General features: G+C 58.3%; 15 protein-coding genes and 1 other annotated feature. Of the genes, 12 read left to right on the top strand and 3 right to left on the bottom strand.

The window, feature by feature from the left end; all coding sequences use genetic code 11:
- Positions 1-4: 4 nt before the first annotated feature.
- From creB to creD, 3 genes are read left to right on the top strand one after another with little or no spacing between them, the layout of a single operon-like run.
- The gene (gene creB, locus QLG03_RS15910; RefSeq protein ID WP_282473656.1) at positions 5-694 is read left to right on the top strand and encodes a two-component system response regulator CreB; all 690 of its coding nucleotides are present in this window, start codon (positions 5-7) and stop codon (positions 692-694) included.
- On the top strand, positions 694-2,118 hold the full coding sequence (gene creC / locus QLG03_RS15905; RefSeq protein WP_044525307.1) for a two-component system sensor histidine kinase CreC: 1,425 nt from the start codon (positions 694-696) through the stop codon (positions 2,116-2,118). Before creB ends, creC begins: the two co-directional genes overlap by 1 nt.
- Positions 2,119-2,177: 59 nt before the next feature.
- Positions 2,178-3,536, top strand: coding sequence for a cell envelope integrity protein CreD (gene creD / locus QLG03_RS15900; RefSeq protein ID WP_255989570.1), 1,359 nt, complete (start codon positions 2,178-2,180; stop codon positions 3,534-3,536).
- 63 nt (positions 3,537-3,599) lie between these two features.
- Here the strand turns inward: creD and arcA are convergent, their stop codons facing one another.
- Complete coding sequence (arcA, locus tag QLG03_RS15895) at positions 3,600-4,316, bottom strand: two-component system response regulator ArcA (protein WP_002887843.1); 717 nt, start codon at positions 4,314-4,316, stop codon at positions 3,600-3,602.
- A gap of 95 nt (positions 4,317-4,411) precedes the next feature.
- Between arcA and yjjY the strand changes: the two genes are divergently transcribed.
- The 6 genes from yjjY (at position 4,412) to thrC (ending at position 10,674) form a co-directional block, all read left to right on the top strand.
- Entirely contained in the window at positions 4,412-4,552 is a 141-nt protein-coding gene (gene yjjY, locus QLG03_RS15890) for a protein YjjY (RefSeq protein WP_004146984.1), read from the top strand.
- Positions 4,553-4,948: 396 nt separating this feature from the next.
- Positions 4,949-5,635, top strand: a complete 687-nt coding sequence (locus tag QLG03_RS15885) for a tRNA/rRNA methyltransferase (RefSeq protein ID WP_255989568.1) — start codon at positions 4,949-4,951, stop codon at positions 5,633-5,635.
- Between the two features lie 211 nt (positions 5,636-5,846).
- A complete protein-coding gene (thrL, locus tag QLG03_RS15880; RefSeq protein ID WP_282473658.1) occupies positions 5,847-5,915 on the top strand; it encodes a thr operon leader peptide in 69 nt (22 codons plus the stop codon).
- Positions 5,854-5,971, top strand: a sequence feature (Thr leader region). (Overlaps the previous gene by 62 nt.)
- A 25-nt stretch (positions 5,972-5,996) precedes the next feature.
- The gene (gene thrA, locus QLG03_RS15875; RefSeq protein WP_023291908.1) at positions 5,997-8,459 is read left to right on the top strand and encodes a bifunctional aspartate kinase/homoserine dehydrogenase I; all 2,463 of its coding nucleotides are present in this window, start codon (positions 5,997-5,999) and stop codon (positions 8,457-8,459) included.
- Position 8,460: 1 nt separating this feature from the next.
- Positions 8,461-9,390 carry a homoserine kinase gene (gene thrB / locus QLG03_RS15870; protein WP_002887853.1) on the top strand — a complete coding sequence of 310 codons (930 nt, stop codon included), beginning with the start codon at positions 8,461-8,463 and terminating at the stop codon, positions 9,388-9,390.
- Between the two features lie 3 nt (positions 9,391-9,393).
- The gene (gene thrC, locus QLG03_RS15865; RefSeq protein WP_002887863.1) at positions 9,394-10,674 is read left to right on the top strand and encodes a threonine synthase; all 1,281 of its coding nucleotides are present in this window, start codon (positions 9,394-9,396) and stop codon (positions 10,672-10,674) included.
- A gap of 49 nt (positions 10,675-10,723) precedes the next feature.
- Here thrC and yaaA read toward each other — a convergent pair whose 3' ends face one another.
- Both yaaA and QLG03_RS15855 read right to left on the bottom strand, forming a co-directional pair.
- A complete protein-coding gene (gene yaaA, locus QLG03_RS15860; protein ID WP_032452393.1) occupies positions 10,724-11,497 on the bottom strand; it encodes a peroxide stress protein YaaA in 774 nt (257 codons plus the stop codon).
- 77 nt (positions 11,498-11,574) lie between these two features.
- On the bottom strand, positions 11,575-13,005 hold the full coding sequence (locus tag QLG03_RS15855) for a sodium:alanine symporter family protein (RefSeq protein ID WP_255989565.1): 1,431 nt from the start codon (positions 13,003-13,005) through the stop codon (positions 11,575-11,577).
- 202 nt (positions 13,006-13,207) lie between these two features.
- Here QLG03_RS15855 and tal point away from each other — a divergent pair, with 202 nt between their 5' ends.
- From tal to QLG03_RS15840, 3 genes are all read left to right on the top strand, one after another.
- Complete coding sequence (tal, locus tag QLG03_RS15850; RefSeq protein ID WP_004204228.1) at positions 13,208-14,161, top strand: transaldolase; 954 nt, start codon at positions 13,208-13,210, stop codon at positions 14,159-14,161.
- Positions 14,162-14,260: 99 nt separating this feature from the next.
- Positions 14,261-14,848, top strand: a complete 588-nt coding sequence (gene mog / locus QLG03_RS15845; RefSeq protein WP_233673090.1) for a molybdopterin adenylyltransferase — start codon at positions 14,261-14,263, stop codon at positions 14,846-14,848.
- Positions 14,849-14,967: 119 nt separating this feature from the next.
- Entirely contained in the window at positions 14,968-16,269 is a 1,302-nt protein-coding gene (locus tag QLG03_RS15840; protein ID WP_255989562.1) for an MFS transporter, read from the top strand.
- Positions 16,270-16,273: the final 4 nt, after the last annotated feature.

Below are 16,273 nucleotides of genomic sequence, written 5' to 3'. Positions count from 1 at the left end.
GCGCATGCAGCAGCCACGGATTTGGTTAGTTGAGGATGAACAGAGTATCGCCGATACCCTGGTTTATATGCTCCAGCAGGAGGGCTTCCAGATCACCGTCTTTGACCGCGGGTTGCCCGCGCTGGAGGCGGCGGCGCATCAGGCGCCCGATGTGGCCATCCTCGACGTCGGCTTGCCGGATATCAGCGGCTTCGAGCTCTGTCGGCGCCTGCTGACGCGCTTTCCGGCGCTGCCGGTGCTGTTTCTGACGGCGCGGAGCGACGAGGTCGATAAGCTGCTGGGGCTGGAAATCGGCGCTGACGATTACATAGCCAAGCCGTTTTCGCCGCGCGAAGTCTGCGCGCGGGTGCGCAGCGTGCTGCGGCGGCTGAAAAAATTCGCCGCGCCTTCGTCGGTAGTTCGCGTCGGCGAGTTTGTGCTTGACGAGCAGGCGGCGTCGATAAGCTGGTTCGGCCAGCCGCTGAACCTGACGCGCTATGAATTTCTGCTGTTGAAAACGCTGCTTCACGCGCCCGGTCGCGTCTTCTCCCGCCAGCAGCTGATGGAGCTGGTGTGGAGCGATGCCTGGGAAAGCCTTGACCGCACCGTCGACACCCACATCAAAACCCTGCGCGCTAAATTGCGGGTCGTTAATCCTGAGGTGGCGCCAATCAATACCCATCGCGGGATGGGCTACAGCCTGGGGCGCGGCTGATGCGCATCGGCATGCGCCTGCTGCTGGGCTATTTTCTTATCGTCGCGATCGCCGCGTGGTTTGTACTGTCGATCTTTGTCCAGGAAGTCAAGCCGGGCGTGCGCCGGGCCACGGAGGGGACCCTCAACGATACCGCCACCCTGCTGGCGGCGCTGGCGCGTGAGGACCTGCTGGCGGCAAACCCGCAGCAGGGCAGGCTGGCGCAGGCCTTTCACCAGCTCAACCAGCAGCGGCTCAACGCCAATATTGGCGGAATTAAAAAGGTGCGGAATGAGTACCGCGTCTATCTGACCGATGCCCGGGGCAAGGTGGTGTTTGACTCGAGCGGAGAGGCGACAGGGCAGGACTATTCACGCTGGAACGACGTCTGGCTCACCCTGCGCGGCCAGTACGGCGCGCGCAGTACGCGCAGCGATCCGCATGATGAAGCCAGCTCGGTGATGTATATCGCCGCGCCGGTGATGGATAAGGGACGGATTATCGGCGTGCTGAGCGTCGGTAAACCCAACCTGGCGATGACGCCGGTCATTCAGCGCAGCGAGCGGAGGATCCTTTGGGCCGGCGGCGCTCTGCTGGGCATTGCCCTGTTGATTGGCTGCGGCGTCGTCTGGTGGATCAATTTCTCTATCGGCAAGCTGGTGCGCTATGCGGACTCGGTGACCGCTGACCGCCCGCTGCCGCTGCCGGAGGTCGGCAGCAGCGAACTGCGTAAGCTGGCCCAGGCGCTGGAGAGCATGCGGGTGAAACTCGAAGGCAAAAACGCCATCGAAAACTATGTCTATGACCTGACTCACGAGCTGAAAAGTCCGCTGGCGGCCATCCGCGGTGCGGCGGAGATCCTGCGCGAAGAGCCGCCGCCTGCGGTGGCGGCGCGGTTTACTGAGAATATCCTCGCGCAAAATACTCGCATGCAGCTGTTGGTGGAGCGGTTGCTCCAGCAGGCGCGACTGGAAAGCCGGCTGGAGATAAAGCCGCAGCCGGTGTCGATAGATGCGCTATACCAACGCCTGGCGGAAGAGCGCGACATCGCCCTGGCGGCGAAAGCCATCACCCTGCGCTGGCAGGAAAGTGGGATGCTGGTCAATGGCGATGGCGAACTGCTGTCCCAGGCGCTGGGCAATCTGCTCGACAACGCGATTGATTTTACCCCCCAGGGGGGCGAGATCGCCCTGGCAGTAGAGAAACGAAATGCAGAGGTGCGACTGAGCGTAACGGATAACGGATGCGGTATTCCGGAGTATGCCCTGACGCGGATCTTTGATCGGTTCTACTCGCTGCCGCGTGAAGACGGCCATAAGAGCAGCGGCCTTGGGCTGGCCTTCGTTCGTGAAGTCGCGCGCCTGCATCACGGCGATATCCGTCTACACAATCGGCCCGAAGGCGGCGTGGTTGCCACGTTGAGACTTCACCGTCCCTTCACATAGCTTCAAATTCCCCCCACACAACCGCCCTATTGTGAGGCCATCACGATAGGGAGAAAGCTATGTTGAAATCACCGTTATTCTGGAAAATCACCACGTTAATAGGCTGTATTGTGCTGTTATCTCTGCCTTTGATGATAGTCAGGGAGCTCATCAATGAGCGGGCTGATTATCGCAGCGAGGTTGTGGATGCCATTGAACAGAGCACCAGCGGCCCGCAAAAACTCGCCGGGCCGCTGATCGCTATTCCGGTAACCGAGACGCTGACCCGCAGGGAGAACCAAAAAGAGGTCGAATATCAGCGGAGCTGGGAGTACTACTGGCTGCCGGAGTCGCTGGCGGTCACCGGCAAACAGACCGTGGAGTCGAGGAGGGTGGGCATCTACAGCGGACAGGTCTGGCATAACGCCCTGCAGATCAAGGCCACCTTCGATCCGCTGCGTCTGGCGTCATTGCGAAAAACGAATATCTCCCTGGGCCAGCCGCGGCTGGTGGTGAGCGTCGGCGATGCCCGCGGCATTGGCGCCATCCATGCCCCGGAAGTTAACGGCAGCGTATTAAGCGTGGAGCCTGGGCTGGGGATCAGCGGCGATGGGGCGGGCATCCATATGCCGATGCCTGCGCTGGCGGAGGACAACAAGCCGCTTGAGATCGCTTTTTCGCTCGATCTGAACGGGACGGGCGCATTTTCACTGGTGCCGCTCGGGCGCAACAGCGAGCTGCAGCTGACCAGTAACTGGCCGCATCCCGGCTTTCTCGGCAGCTTCCTGCCAACGAAACGCGAAGTGAATGCTGCCGGCTATCGCGCCCACTGGCAAAGCAGCTGGTTCGCCAACGATATGGGCAGCTATTTCAAGGATGATATGGAAATCCCGTGGTCGCGCCTGCCTGCGTTCAGTGCCGATGTCATGTCGCTTGCCGACCAGTATCAGCTAACCGACCGGGCGACAAAATATGCCATCCTGTTAATTGGGTTGACGTTTATGGCCTTTTTCGCTTTCGAAAGCCTGACCCATCGCCCCCTGCATCCGATGCAATATTTGCTGGTGGGCCTATCGCTGGTGCTGTTTTACCTGGTGCTGCTGGCGCTTTCGGAGCACATTGGCTTTACCGCCGCCTGGCTGGCCGCCAGCCTGTCCGGCGCGGTGATGAACGGGATCTACCTCCAGGCGGTGCTCAGGGGATGGCGTAACAGCCTACTGTTTGTCGCGGCGCTGCTGCTGCTGGACGGGGTGATGTGGTTTCTGCTGCATTCCGAGGACAGCGCGCTGCTGTTGGGTACCGGGGTGCTGGTGCTGGCGCTAAGCAGTCTGATGTTTTTGACCCGGCGAGTGGACTGGTATGCGTTATCGTTACCGAAAGGCAGTGTGCCTCCGCCGCCGTCTGCCGATGACGACAAACTGCGCCTCTGGAAAGAGTGACGGCATAAAAAAACGGCGCCCTCGGGGCGCCGTTTTCACATCATGGCTGCGGAATAAATCGCATTATTCCTGCAGATCGCCACAGAAACGGTAACCTTCACCGTGAATGGTAGCGATGATTTCCGGGGTATCCGGAGTGGATTCGAAGTGTTTACGAATCCGACGAATGGTCACGTCAACGGTACGGTCATGCGGCTTCAGCTCGCGACCGGTCATTTTCTTCAGCAGCTCGGCACGAGACTGAATTTTGCCCGGGTTTTCGCAGAAGTGCAGCATCGCGCGGAATTCACTGCGCGGCAGCTTGTACTGTTCGCCGTTCGGGCTGACCAGGGAACGGCTGTTGATATCGAGTTCCCAGCCGTTGAACTTGTAGCTTTCAACGCTGCGACGCTCTTCGCTCACGGTACCGAGGTTCATGGTACGGGAGAGCAGGTTGCGCGCGCGGATAGTCAGTTCACGCGGGTTAAACGGTTTAGTGATATAGTCGTCAGCGCCGATTTCGAGGCCAAGGATCTTATCCACTTCGTTGTCGCGACCGGTTAAGAACATCAGCGCGACGTCAGCCTGCTCGCGCAGCTCGCGCGCCAGCAGAAGACCATTTTTACCCGGCAGGTTGATATCCATGATCACCAGGTTGATATCATTTTCAGACAGGATCTGATGCATTTCCGCGCCATCGGTCGCTTCGAATACATCGTAACCTTCTGCTTCGAAAATACTTTTTAACGTGTTGCGTGTTACCAACTCGTCTTCAACGATAAGAATGTGCGGGGTCTGCATGTTTGCTACCTAAATTGCCAACTAAATCGAAACAGGAAGTACCAAAGTCCCTGACCTGCCTGCTGCATGTCGCAAATTAACATGCGCGGCGTAACATGACTAAAGTACGTAATTGCGTTCTTGATGCACTTTCCATCAACGTCAACAACATCATTAGCTTGGTCGTGGGTACTTTCCCTCTGGACCCGACGGTGTCAAAAACGGCTGACATCCTAACCATTTTAACAGCAACATAACAGGCTAAGAGAGGCCGAACACCCAATAAAACTACGCTTCGTTGACATATATCAAGTTCAATTGTAGCACGTTAACAGTCTTGTGAAATCATTGCATCGCCATGCTCTTTATAGTCACAATCTTTACCCGGCTCAACTAGTTGCGTGGATAAATTAATAAATACAGTGAATCCAATGCCTGGAACGATGCGTCAGGTGAAATTTCATTGCCCATCATATGGATAAATGGGTTCTGTTAACATACTCCTTGTCATGGCCTCCTGAGAACAGTTTAGATTTTTTTATGGGTAAGAAAACGCAATTTTAGTGATTTTTGTTGCAAATTTGTAAATTTTCACCGCGTAAAATGGGGGGCTCCGCGCCTCGACAACGCCTGAGAGAGAGAAAAAAACCGCAATGCGTTTAACGATTATTTTAGTCGGTCCTGCCCGGGCCGAGAACGTCGGCGCCGCCGCCAGGGCGATGAAAACCATGGGATTTCGCGATCTGCGGATCGTGGACAGTGAAGCCCATCTGGCGCCGGCGGCACGCTGGGTGGCGCACGGCTCAGGCGACATCCTCGATGGCATCACCACCTATTCCACCCTTGCCGAGGCGCTGCACGACGTCGATTTTACCGTCGCCACCACCGCCCGCAGTCGCGCGCGGTTTCACTATTACGCCACGCCGCAGCAGCTGTTGCCGCTGCTGGAGGAGAAGGCGAACTGGATGACCCATACCGCGCTGGTATTTGGCCGTGAAGACGCCGGATTGACCAATGAGGAGCTGGCCCTGGCCGATGTGCTGACCGGCGTGCCGATGGCCGCGGATTATCCTTCGCTAAACCTCGGTCAGTCGGTGATGGTCTACTGCTATCAATTAGCATCGCTTATGCAACAACCGGCGCCCGCCGCCGCCGCGGCAGACCATCATCAGCTGCAGGCGTTGCGCCTGCGCGCCCTGGCCTTGCTTTCGCGTCTGGGCGTGGATGATGATGCCAAACTGGCCGACTGGCTGTCGCAACGAATGGGGCTGCTGCAGCAGCGCGACACGGCAATGTTGCATCGTTTGCTGCATGATATTGAAAAAAACCTGCCAGAATAAAGCTCTGCCATATATTTTAATTTTGGTTGTATGTGCTGTTTTTGCGGGAGGTACTCCGCCGATCTGGATGTTTTTCCTTGTCGGGGTGGCGCAATACGTAAGCTCGCTGAAATGGGGTTAATTGAGAAATTCATTGACTTAAGAGGGCAGATACTTTAACCAATATAGGCAGGACACACAGACAGATAAAAATACAGAGTACACAACATCCATGAATCGCATCGGCATGATTACCACCATTATCACCACCATCATTACCACAGGTAACGGTGCGGGCTGACGCGTACAGGAAACACAGAAAAAAGCCCGCACCTGAACAGTGCGGGCTTTTTTTTTGACAAGAGATCAAGGGGTAAGAACCATGCGAGTGTTGAAGTTCGGCGGTACATCAGTGGCAAATGCGGAACGGTTTCTGCGGGTTGCCGATATTCTGGAGAGTAATGCCAGGCAGGGGCAGGTAGCGACCGTCCTGTCTGCCCCGGCGAAGATCACCAACCATCTGGTAGCGATGATTGAAAAGACCATTGGCGGCCAGGATGCCCTCCCCAATATTGCCGACGCTGAACGCATTTTTACCGAACTTCTTCAGGGCCTTGCCGACGCCCAGCCCGCTTTCCCGCTCGCCCAGCTGAAAGCCTTTGTTGAGCAGGAGTTTGCTCAGATTAAGCATGTCCTGCACGGTATCAGCCTGCTGGGTCAGTGCCCGGACAGCGTCAATGCCGCGCTGATCTGCCGAGGCGAAAAGCTCTCCATCGCCATCATGGCGGGTCTGCTGGAAGCCCGTGGTCATAAAGTCAGTGTGATTAACCCGGTGGAAAAACTGCTCGCGGTGGGCCACTATCTGGAATCCACGGTCGATATCGCCGAATCCACCCGCCGCATCGCCGCCAGCCAGATCCCGGCAGACCATATGATCCTGATGGCCGGGTTTACCGCCGGCAATGAGAAGGGGGAGCTGGTGGTGCTGGGGCGCAACGGCTCCGACTATTCGGCTGCGGTACTGGCCGCCTGCCTGCGCGCCGACTGCTGCGAAATCTGGACCGATGTCGACGGCGTGTACACTTGCGACCCGCGCCAGGTGCCGGATGCGCGTCTGCTGAAATCGATGTCTTATCAGGAGGCGATGGAGCTCTCCTACTTTGGCGCGAAAGTGCTGCACCCGCGCACCATCGCCCCTATCGCCCAGTTCCAAATCCCATGTCTGATTAAAAATACTGGCAACCCGCAGGCGCCGGGAACGCTCATCGGCGCCAGCCGCGACGAGGACGATCTGCCGGTCAAAGGCATCTCTAACCTCAACAACATGGCGATGTTCAACGTCTCCGGGCCGGGGATGAAAGGCATGGTCGGCATGGCGGCCCGCGTCTTCGCCACGATGTCCCGCGCCGGCATCTCGGTCGTGCTGATCACCCAATCCTCTTCCGAGTACAGCATCAGTTTCTGCGTGCCGCAGAGCGACTGTGCGCGTGCTAAACGGGCGATGGAAGATGAGTTTTATCTCGAGCTGAAAGAGGGGCTGCTGGAGCCGCTGGCCATTATGGAGCGTCTGGCTATTATCTCGGTGGTGGGCGACGGAATGCGCACCCTGCGCGGTATCTCGGCAAAGTTTTTTGCCGCGCTGGCCCGCGCCAATATCAATATCGTGGCGATTGCCCAGGGTTCATCCGAGCGCTCCATTTCGGTGGTGGTCAGCAATGACGACGCCACCACCGGCGTGCGCGTGACCCATCAGATGCTGTTCAACACCGACCAGGTGATCGAAGTGTTCGTCATCGGCGTCGGCGGCGTCGGCGGCGCGCTGCTGGAGCAAATCAAACGCCAGCAGAGTTGGCTGAAGAGCAAACATATCGATCTGCGCGTTTGCGGCGTGGCCAACTCTCAGGCGCTGCTGACCAGCGTGCATGGTCTGAATCTGGAAAACTGGAGTGAGTCGCTGGCGGAGGCGAAAGAACCCTTTAATCTTGGCCGCCTGATCCGCCTGGTAAAAGAGTACCACCTGCTGAATCCGGTGATCGTCGACTGTACCTCCAGCCAGGCGGTCGCCGATCAGTACGCCGACTTCCTGCGCGAAGGTTTCCATGTGGTCACGCCGAATAAAAAGGCCAATACCTCTTCGCTGGATTATTATCATCAGCTGCGCCATGCCGCGAGCAGCTCGCGCCGCAAGTTCCTCTATGACACTAACGTTGGCGCTGGCCTGCCGGTGATTGAGAACCTGCAGAACCTGCTCAACGCCGGCGATGAACTGCGCCATTTCTCCGGGATCCTCTCCGGCTCTCTGTCGTTTATCTTCGGCAAGCTGGATGAGGGCGTGAGTTTCTCGGCGGCGACGGCGATGGCCCGTGAGATGGGGTATACCGAGCCGGATCCGCGCGACGATTTATCCGGGGTGGATGTCGCGCGTAAGCTGCTGATTCTGGCCCGTGAGACCGGACGTGAACTGGAGCTGTCGGACATTATCGTCGAGTCGGCGCTGCCGGCGGACTTCGACGCCAGCGGTGATGTTGAGACCTTTATGGCCCGCCTGCCGTCGCTGGATGATGCGTTCGCCTCGCGGATCGCTAAGGCGCGCGATGAAGGTAAAGTCTTGCGCTATGTCGGTAATATCGAAGAGGATGGTACCTGCCGGGTGAAAATTGCCGCCGTTGACGGCAACGATCCGCTGTTCAAAGTCAAAAATGGCGAGAACGCGCTGGCCTTTTACAGCCACTATTATCAGCCATTGCCGCTGGTGCTGCGCGGCTATGGTGCCGGGAACGACGTCACGGCGGCCGGTGTTTTCGCCGACCTGCTGCGCACCCTTTCCTGGAAGTTAGGAGTTTAAGATGGTCAAAGTATATGCCCCGGCTTCCAGTGCCAATATGAGCGTCGGGTTTGATGTGTTGGGCGCGGCGGTCACGCCGGTCGATGGCACGCTGCTGGGCGACAACGTTACTGTCGAAGCGGCGGAGCAATTCAGCCTGCAGAATCTGGGACGCTTCGCCAGCAAACTGCCGACGGCGCCGCAGGAGAACATTGTTTACCAGTGCTGGGAAAGCTTTTGCCGGGAGATCGGTAAAACGGTGCCGGTGGCGATGACCCTGGAAAAAAACATGCCGATTGGCTCCGGGCTGGGCTCCAGCGCCTGCTCGGTGGTCGCCGCGCTGGTGGCGATGAACGAGTTTTGCGGTAAGCCGCTGAACGAGACGCGCATGCTGGCGCTGATGGGGGAGATGGAAGGGCGTATCTCCGGCAGCATTCACTACGACAACGTGGCGCCGTGCTATCTTGGCGGTATGCAGTTGATGATCGAAGAGAACGGGATTATCAGCCAGCAGGTGCCCGGGTTTGATGAGTGGCTGTGGGTGCTGGCCTATCCGGGGATTAAAGTATCCACCGCCGAAGCGCGGGCGATTCTGCCGGCGCAGTACCGCCGTCAGGATTGTATCGCCCATGGTCGCCACCTCGCGGGCTTTATTCACGCCTGCTACACCCGCCAGCCGCAGCTGGCGGCAAAATTGATGAAAGATGTGATTGCCGAACCGTACCGAACCAAACTGCTGCCGGGCTTTAGCGAAGCGCGTCAGGCGGCCATGGAGATGGGCGCCCAGGCTTGCGGCATCTCCGGCTCTGGCCCAACGCTGTTCGCGTTGTGCGATAAGCCGGACACCGCACAGCGCGTCGCCGACTGGCTTGGCGCGCACTATCTGCAGAATCAGGAAGGCTTTGTTCATATTTGCCGGCTGGACACGGCGGGCGCACGCGTAGTGGGATAACCAATGAAACTGTATAACTTAAAAGATCACAATGAGCAGGTCAGCTTTGCGCAGGCCGTTACCCAGGGACTTGGCAAGCATCAGGGCCTGTTCTTTCCGCACGATCTGCCGGAATTCAGCCTGACTGAAATCGACGACATGCTGGCGCAGGATTTTGTCACCCGCAGCGCCAAAATTTTATCCGCCTTTATCGGCGATGAGATCCCGCAGGATGTCCTGCAGCAGCGGGTCCGCGCGGCGTTTGCGTTTCCGGCGCCGGTGAGCAAGGTTCAGGAGGATGTCGGCTGTCTGGAGCTGTTCCATGGCCCCACGCTGGCCTTCAAGGATTTCGGCGGCCGCTTTATGGCGCAGATGCTGACCCATATCGCAGGCGATAAGCCGGTCACCATCCTCACGGCAACCTCTGGCGATACCGGGGCGGCGGTGGCGCATGCTTTCTACGGACTGCCGAACGTTAAGGTAGTGATCCTCTACCCGCGCGGCAAGATCAGCCCGCTGCAGGAGAAGCTGTTCTGTACTCTCGGCGGCAACATTGAAACCGTGGCGATTGACGGCGACTTCGACGCCTGCCAGGCGCTGGTGAAGCAGGCGTTTGACGATGAAGAACTGAAGGCGACGCTGGGGCTCAACTCGGCTAACTCCATTAACATCAGCCGCTTGCTGGCGCAGATCTGCTACTACTTCGAAGCGGCGGCGCAGCTGCCGCAGGAAGCCCGCAATCAGCTGGTGATTTCCGTGCCGAGCGGCAACTTCGGCGATCTGACCGCCGGTCTGCTGGCGAAGTCGCTGGGTCTGCCGATCAAACGCTTTATCGCTGCCACCAATGCCAACGACACCGTTCCGCGCTATCTGCAGGGCGGCGAGTGGGCGCCAAAAGCCACCCAGGCGACGCTGTCCAACGCCATGGACGTCAGCCAGCCGAACAACTGGCCGCGTGTCGAAGAGCTGTTCCGCCGTAAAATCTGGCGTCTCAGCGAGCTGGGCTATGCCGCGGTCGATGATGAGACCACCAAAGCGGCAATGCGCGAGCTGAAGGCCATCGGCTACATCTCTGAGCCGCACGCGGCGATTGCCTGGCGCGCGCTGCGCGATCAGCTGCAGCCGGGAGAGTACGGTCTGTTCCTCGGCACCGCCCATCCGGCGAAGTTCAAAGAGAGCGTGGAGGAGATCCTGCAGGAGACCCTGCCGCTGCCGAAAGAGCTGGCCGACCGCGCCGACCTGCCGCTGCTGTCTCACAACCTGCCGGCGGATTTCGCCGCGCTGCGTAAGCTGATGATGGGCTAAATCCTTACCGTCCCCCTGTTGCGTCGATCGCCGTAGGGGGACCGTTTACTTACTGCTCGTGGCGTTTAAACACCAGTTCGCCTTTCTCCGACGCCTCCGCATCAAAGAAATAGCCTTCGCTATTAAAGGATTTCAGCTGTTCCGGCTGGGTTAAGCGGTTTTCAATAATGTAGCGACTCATCAGGCCACGGGCCTTCTTGGCATAGAAGCTGATCACTTTGAATTTGCCGTTCTTCTCATCGAGGAATACCGGCTTGATCAGCTGGCCCTGCAATTTTTGCGTTTTCACCGATTTAAAATATTCATCGGAAGCCAGGTTGATGACGATATCGTCGCCCTGAGCCTGCAGCGCCTGATTCAGCTTCTCGGTAATGGTCTCGCCCCAGAACTGGTACAGATCTTTGCCGCGGGGGTTTTCCAGACGGATCCCCATCTCAAGGCGGTAGGGCTGCATCAGGTCCAGCGGACGCAGCACGCCATACAGGCCGGAGAGCATGCGCAGGTGTCGCTGGGCGAAGTCAAAGTCGTCCTCCGTGAGCGTCTCTGCCTGCAGGCCGGTGTAGACATCGCCCTTAAAGGCGAGGATCGCCTGACGGGCATTTTGCGGCGTAAAGTCAGGGTGCCAGTCGTGGAAACGGGTGGCGTTCAGATCCGCCAGCTTGTCGCTGATGCTCATCAGCTTGCCGATTTGCGGCGCGGTCAGCTGACGGGCGATGCTGATAAGCTGTTGAGAATACTCGAGGAGTTCGGGCTGGGTATAGCGAGTCGTTGCCAGCGGGCTTTGATAATCGAGCGTTTTAGCAGGTGAAATCAGAATCAGCATATCCAGTCCTTGCAGGTAATTTCGACGAATTTTAACAAAAAAAGTGCATGGTGGGATCGATAGCTGCGATTGCCGCGCTATTCGCGCGGCAGTTCATTCCACGCGCCCGGGGCCAGCTGTTGGTGAATCTCAGGATAGCGCGACGCATCGAAAGTAGGCTGAATGCCCAGCTGGCGCTGACGCAGATAATCACTGACGATAATCCGCACCGTCGGGGAGAGCAGCAGGATGGCCGTCAGGTTGGTCATCGCCATCAGCGCCATAATGATATCCGCGCTCTGCCAGACGACCGGCAGGCTAACCAGGGTTCCCAGCAGCACCATCAGGACGGTAAGTATCCGCAGCGCCCAGATATAGCGCGGCTTATCCAGACGCAGAAAGACCAGATTATTTTCCGCGTACAGGTAGTTGGCGACGATAGAGCTAAAGGCGAACAGCAGCACGATGAAAGCGATAAAACCCGCCCCCCAGCCCCCGACCAGCATGCTCATCGCGTGCTGCAGGGCCTGGATGCCGTTGAGCGTATACTCATTGTCAGGGTGGGGCGCCAGCATGACGATAATCGCGCTGGCGGTACAGATGACGATGGTATCGATAAACACGCCAATCATCTGCACGATACCCTGCGCCGCCGGGTGCGGCGGCCAGGAGGCGGCGGCTGCGGCGGCGTTAGGCGAAGAGCCCATTCCTGCTTCATTGGAGAACATGCCGCGCTGAAAGCCGCTGGTCAGCGCCTGGCTGATGGTGTAGCCCACCGCGCCGGCGGCGGCTTCCTGCCAGCCGAAGGCGCAGCGAAAGATGGTGGCGAAAATCGTCGGCAGGGCGGTGATATGCCACAGGCCGATAAGCAGGCTGGTGGCGATCCACAGCAGCGCCATGATGGGGACGATCCACTGCATCAGGCGCGCCACGCCGCGTAAACCACGGCGGATAGCCAGCAGAACGACAACGGCCAGCACGCCGCCGCTGACTGCCGCCGGCAGATCGAACGCATAGCGCAGGGCATGGGCCACGGAGTTGGCCTGTACGGTATTGAAGATAAAGCCATAGGCCAGCAGCAGGAGGATCGAAAACAGAACGCCCATCCAGCGCATGCCGAGCCCGCGCGCCATATACCAGGCTGGGCCGCCGCGAAACTGACCGCGGCTATCGCGCTCTTTATACAGCTGGGCAAGGGAACATTCGGCGAAGCTGCTGGCCATGCCGAGCAGGGCGGAGACCCACATCCAGAATACGGCGCCGGGCCCGCCGGCGGCGATAGCCAGCGTGACGCCGGCAAGATTGCCGCTGCCGACTCGCGCAGCAAGGCTGGTACAGAGCGCCTGAAAGGAGGTTAAACCGCCCGGCTGCGGGTGCAGGCTTTTTTTCAGGCTGCGGCCAAATTTGCGCACGTAACGGAACTGAATACCCCGGGTTTGCCAGCTAAACCAGATACCGGCGCCCAGTAGCAGATAAATCATCACTGAGCCCCAGAGTATTTCATTGATAAATGAGAGAAAATCAGGCATTAAACATCCTCTTGTCCATGCCGGCACGCCAGTGTAAGCGTTACCAATTAAGTGACAATCCTTGCGCTTTCAGCAAATTAATCTGCATAGTTTATCACACTCTGCGCTCTTCTCTCGTCGGCGGTTGCGCTGACCCGGCAGCGTGTTATCATCTGGGCAGACCGGTTACATCCCCTTAACTGCTGTTTAAGAGAAATATATCATGACGGATAAATTAACTTCTCTGCGTCAGTACACCACTGTCGTCGCTGACACCGGAGATATTGCGGCAATGAAGCTGTATCAGCCTCAGGATGCCACCACCAACCCTTCCCTGATCCTCGGCGCGGCTCAGATCCCTGAGTACCGTAAGCTGATTGACGACGCTGTGGCCTGGGCTCGTAGCCAGAGCAGCGATCGCGCGCAGCAGATCCTCGATGCTTCCGACAAGCTGGCGGTGAACATCGGTCTCGAAATTCTGAAACTGATCCCGGGCCGTATCTCCACCGAAGTGGATGCGCGTCTCTCCTACGACACCGAAGCGTCTATCGCTAAAGCCAAGCGCATCATCAAGCTGTATAACGACGCGGGCATCAGCAACGATCGTATTCTGATTAAGCTGGCTTCCACCTGGCAGGGCATTCGCGCCGCTGAACAGCTGGAAAAAGAGGGCATCAACTGCAACCTGACGCTGCTGTTCTCCTTCGCTCAGGCTCGCGCTTGCGCCGAAGCGGGCGTCTTCCTGATTTCGCCGTTCGTTGGCCGTATCCTCGACTGGTACAAAGCCAACACCGATAAGAAAGAGTACGCGCCGGCTGAAGATCCGGGCGTGGTGTCCGTCAGTGAAATCTACGAGTACTACAAGCAGCACGGTTATGAAACCGTGGTGATGGGCGCCAGCTTCCGTAACGTTGGCGAAATTCTGGAACTGGCTGGCTGTGACCGCCTGACCATCGCCCCGGCACTGCTGAAAGAGCTGTCCGAAAGCGAAGGCGCCGTTGAGCGTAAACTGGTGTATACCGGTGAAGTGAAAGCGCGTCCGGAGCGTATTACCGAATCTGAGTTCCTGTGGCAGCATAACCAGGATCCGATGGCGGTAGACAAACTGGCGGAAGGTATCCGTAAGTTTGCGATCGACCAGGAAAAACTGGAAAAAATGATCGGCGAACTGCTGTAATCCCGCAGGTGGCCGACGCCCGTCGGCCACATTACACTGTCTGTCCCGCCAGCAGCAGTGTATCATTTCGTTTAACGCCACAGTTTGAACGGAATAACCATGAATACCTTACGAATCGGCTTAGTTTCCATTTCCGATCGCGCCTCCAGCGGCGTCTATCAGGACAAAGGCATCCCGGCACTGGAAGAGTGGCTGGCGCGTGCCCTTACCACCCCTTTTGAACTGCAGACTCGCCTGATTCCTGATGAGCAGATCATTATTGAGCAAACGCTGTGCGAACTGGTTGACGAGATGGGGTGCCATCTGGTGCTGACTACCGGCGGCACCGGCCCGGCGCGTCGCGATGTGACGCCCGACGCCACGCTGGCTGTTGCCGATCGCGAGATGCCGGGCTTCGGCGAGCAAATGCGTCAGGTTAGCCTACACTTTGTGCCGACGGCGATCCTTTCCCGGCAGGTCGGGGTGATCCGCAAGCAGGCGCTGATCCTCAATCTTCCCGGACAACCGAAAGCGATTCAGGAGACCCTGGAAGGGGTGAAAGATGCTGACGGCAACGTGCTGGTGCACGGTATTTTCGCAAGTGTACCTTATTGTGTACAGTTGCTGGAGGGGCCTTATGTGGAAACCGATGGCCGTGTGGTAGAAGCATTTCGTCCCAAAAGTGCCCGACGCGAAACTTTATCCTGAATTTGATGCATTTGTGACATAACATGCATCACTGATGGTGTGCCGTTTTATTTACGATATAGTGCTGTTTACTTTACACACTATAAAATACGCTGCACGCCTCAGGATGAAATCGCGTTATGTCATATGCAAACCGACCGCTCAACCGCCAGGATTATAAAACGCTGACGCTGGCCGCCCTTGGCGGCGCGCTGGAGTTTTATGACTTTATCATCTTCGTTTTCTTCGCCGCCGTCGTCGGCGAGCTCTTCTTCCCCGCAGATATTCCGGAATGGCTTCGCCAGGTACAGACCTTTGGGATTTTCGCCGCCGGTTACCTGGCGCGTCCGCTGGGAGGGATCATCATGGCCCATTTTGGCGATCTGGTTGGCCGCAAGAAAATGTTTACCCTCAGCATCCTGCTGATGGCGCTGCCGACCCTGGCGATTGGTCTGTTGCCGACCTACAGCTCGGTGGGCATCGTCGCGCCGCTGCTGTTGCTGCTGATGCGTATTCTGCAGGGGGCGGCGATCGGCGGCGAGGTGCCTGGCGCCTGGGTGTTTGTCGCCGAGCATGTTCCGGAAAAACGCATTGGTATCGCCTGCGGCACGCTGACGGCCGGCCTGACCGTAGGCATCCTGCTGGGATCGGTGGTAGCGACGCTTATCAACACCAGCCTGACGCCGCAGGGGATCCACGACGTCGGCTGGCGGATCCCCTTCCTGCTGGGAGGCGTATTTGGTCTGGTGGCGATGTATCTGCGCCGCTGGCTGCAGGAGACGCCGATTTTTCTTGAGATGCAGCAGCGCAAAGCGCTGGCGCAGGAGCTGCCGGTAAAAGCGGTCGTCCTCAAGCACCAGAAGGCGGTGGCGGTCTCTATGCTGCTGACCTGGCTGCTGTCGGCAGGCGTGGTGGTGGTGATCCTGATGTCGCCGGTCTGGCTGCAGAAACACTATGGCTTCGCCCCGGCGATAACCCTGCAGGCCAACAGCATTGCCACGATTATGTTGTGCATCGGCTGTCTGCTCGCCGGGCTGGCGGCGGACCGCTTCGGCGCCAGCCGCACCTTTATCGTCGGCAGCCTGCTGCTGGCGGTTGCCAGCTGGGCGTTTTACCACCTGTCTGGCGCCAGCCCGCAGCGGCTGTTTCTGCTCTACGGCACGGTGGGACTCTGTGTGGGCGTGGTGGGGGCGGTGCCTTATGTTATGGTGCGGGCCTTCCCGGCGGAAGTGCGCTTCACCGGCATCTCCTTTTCCTACAATCTGTCGTACGCGATTTTTGGCGGCCTGACGCCAATTGCCGTCACGATGCTGATGGGGGTGTCGCCGATGGCCCCGGCCTGGTATGTGCTGGCCTTGTCGCTGATGGGGCTGGGATTAGGTATCTGGCTGCGTCAGGGGCTGACGGCGGCGAGGTTGCCGGAAGGGGAGCTGCAGCGCTAAGCAG

Origin of the sequence: Klebsiella sp. V115_8, assembly GCF_029967715.1 — a bacterium.
GTDB lineage: Bacteria > Pseudomonadota > Gammaproteobacteria > Enterobacterales > Enterobacteriaceae > Klebsiella > Klebsiella quasipneumoniae.
This window is presented reverse-complemented; position numbering and strand designations above follow the sequence as displayed.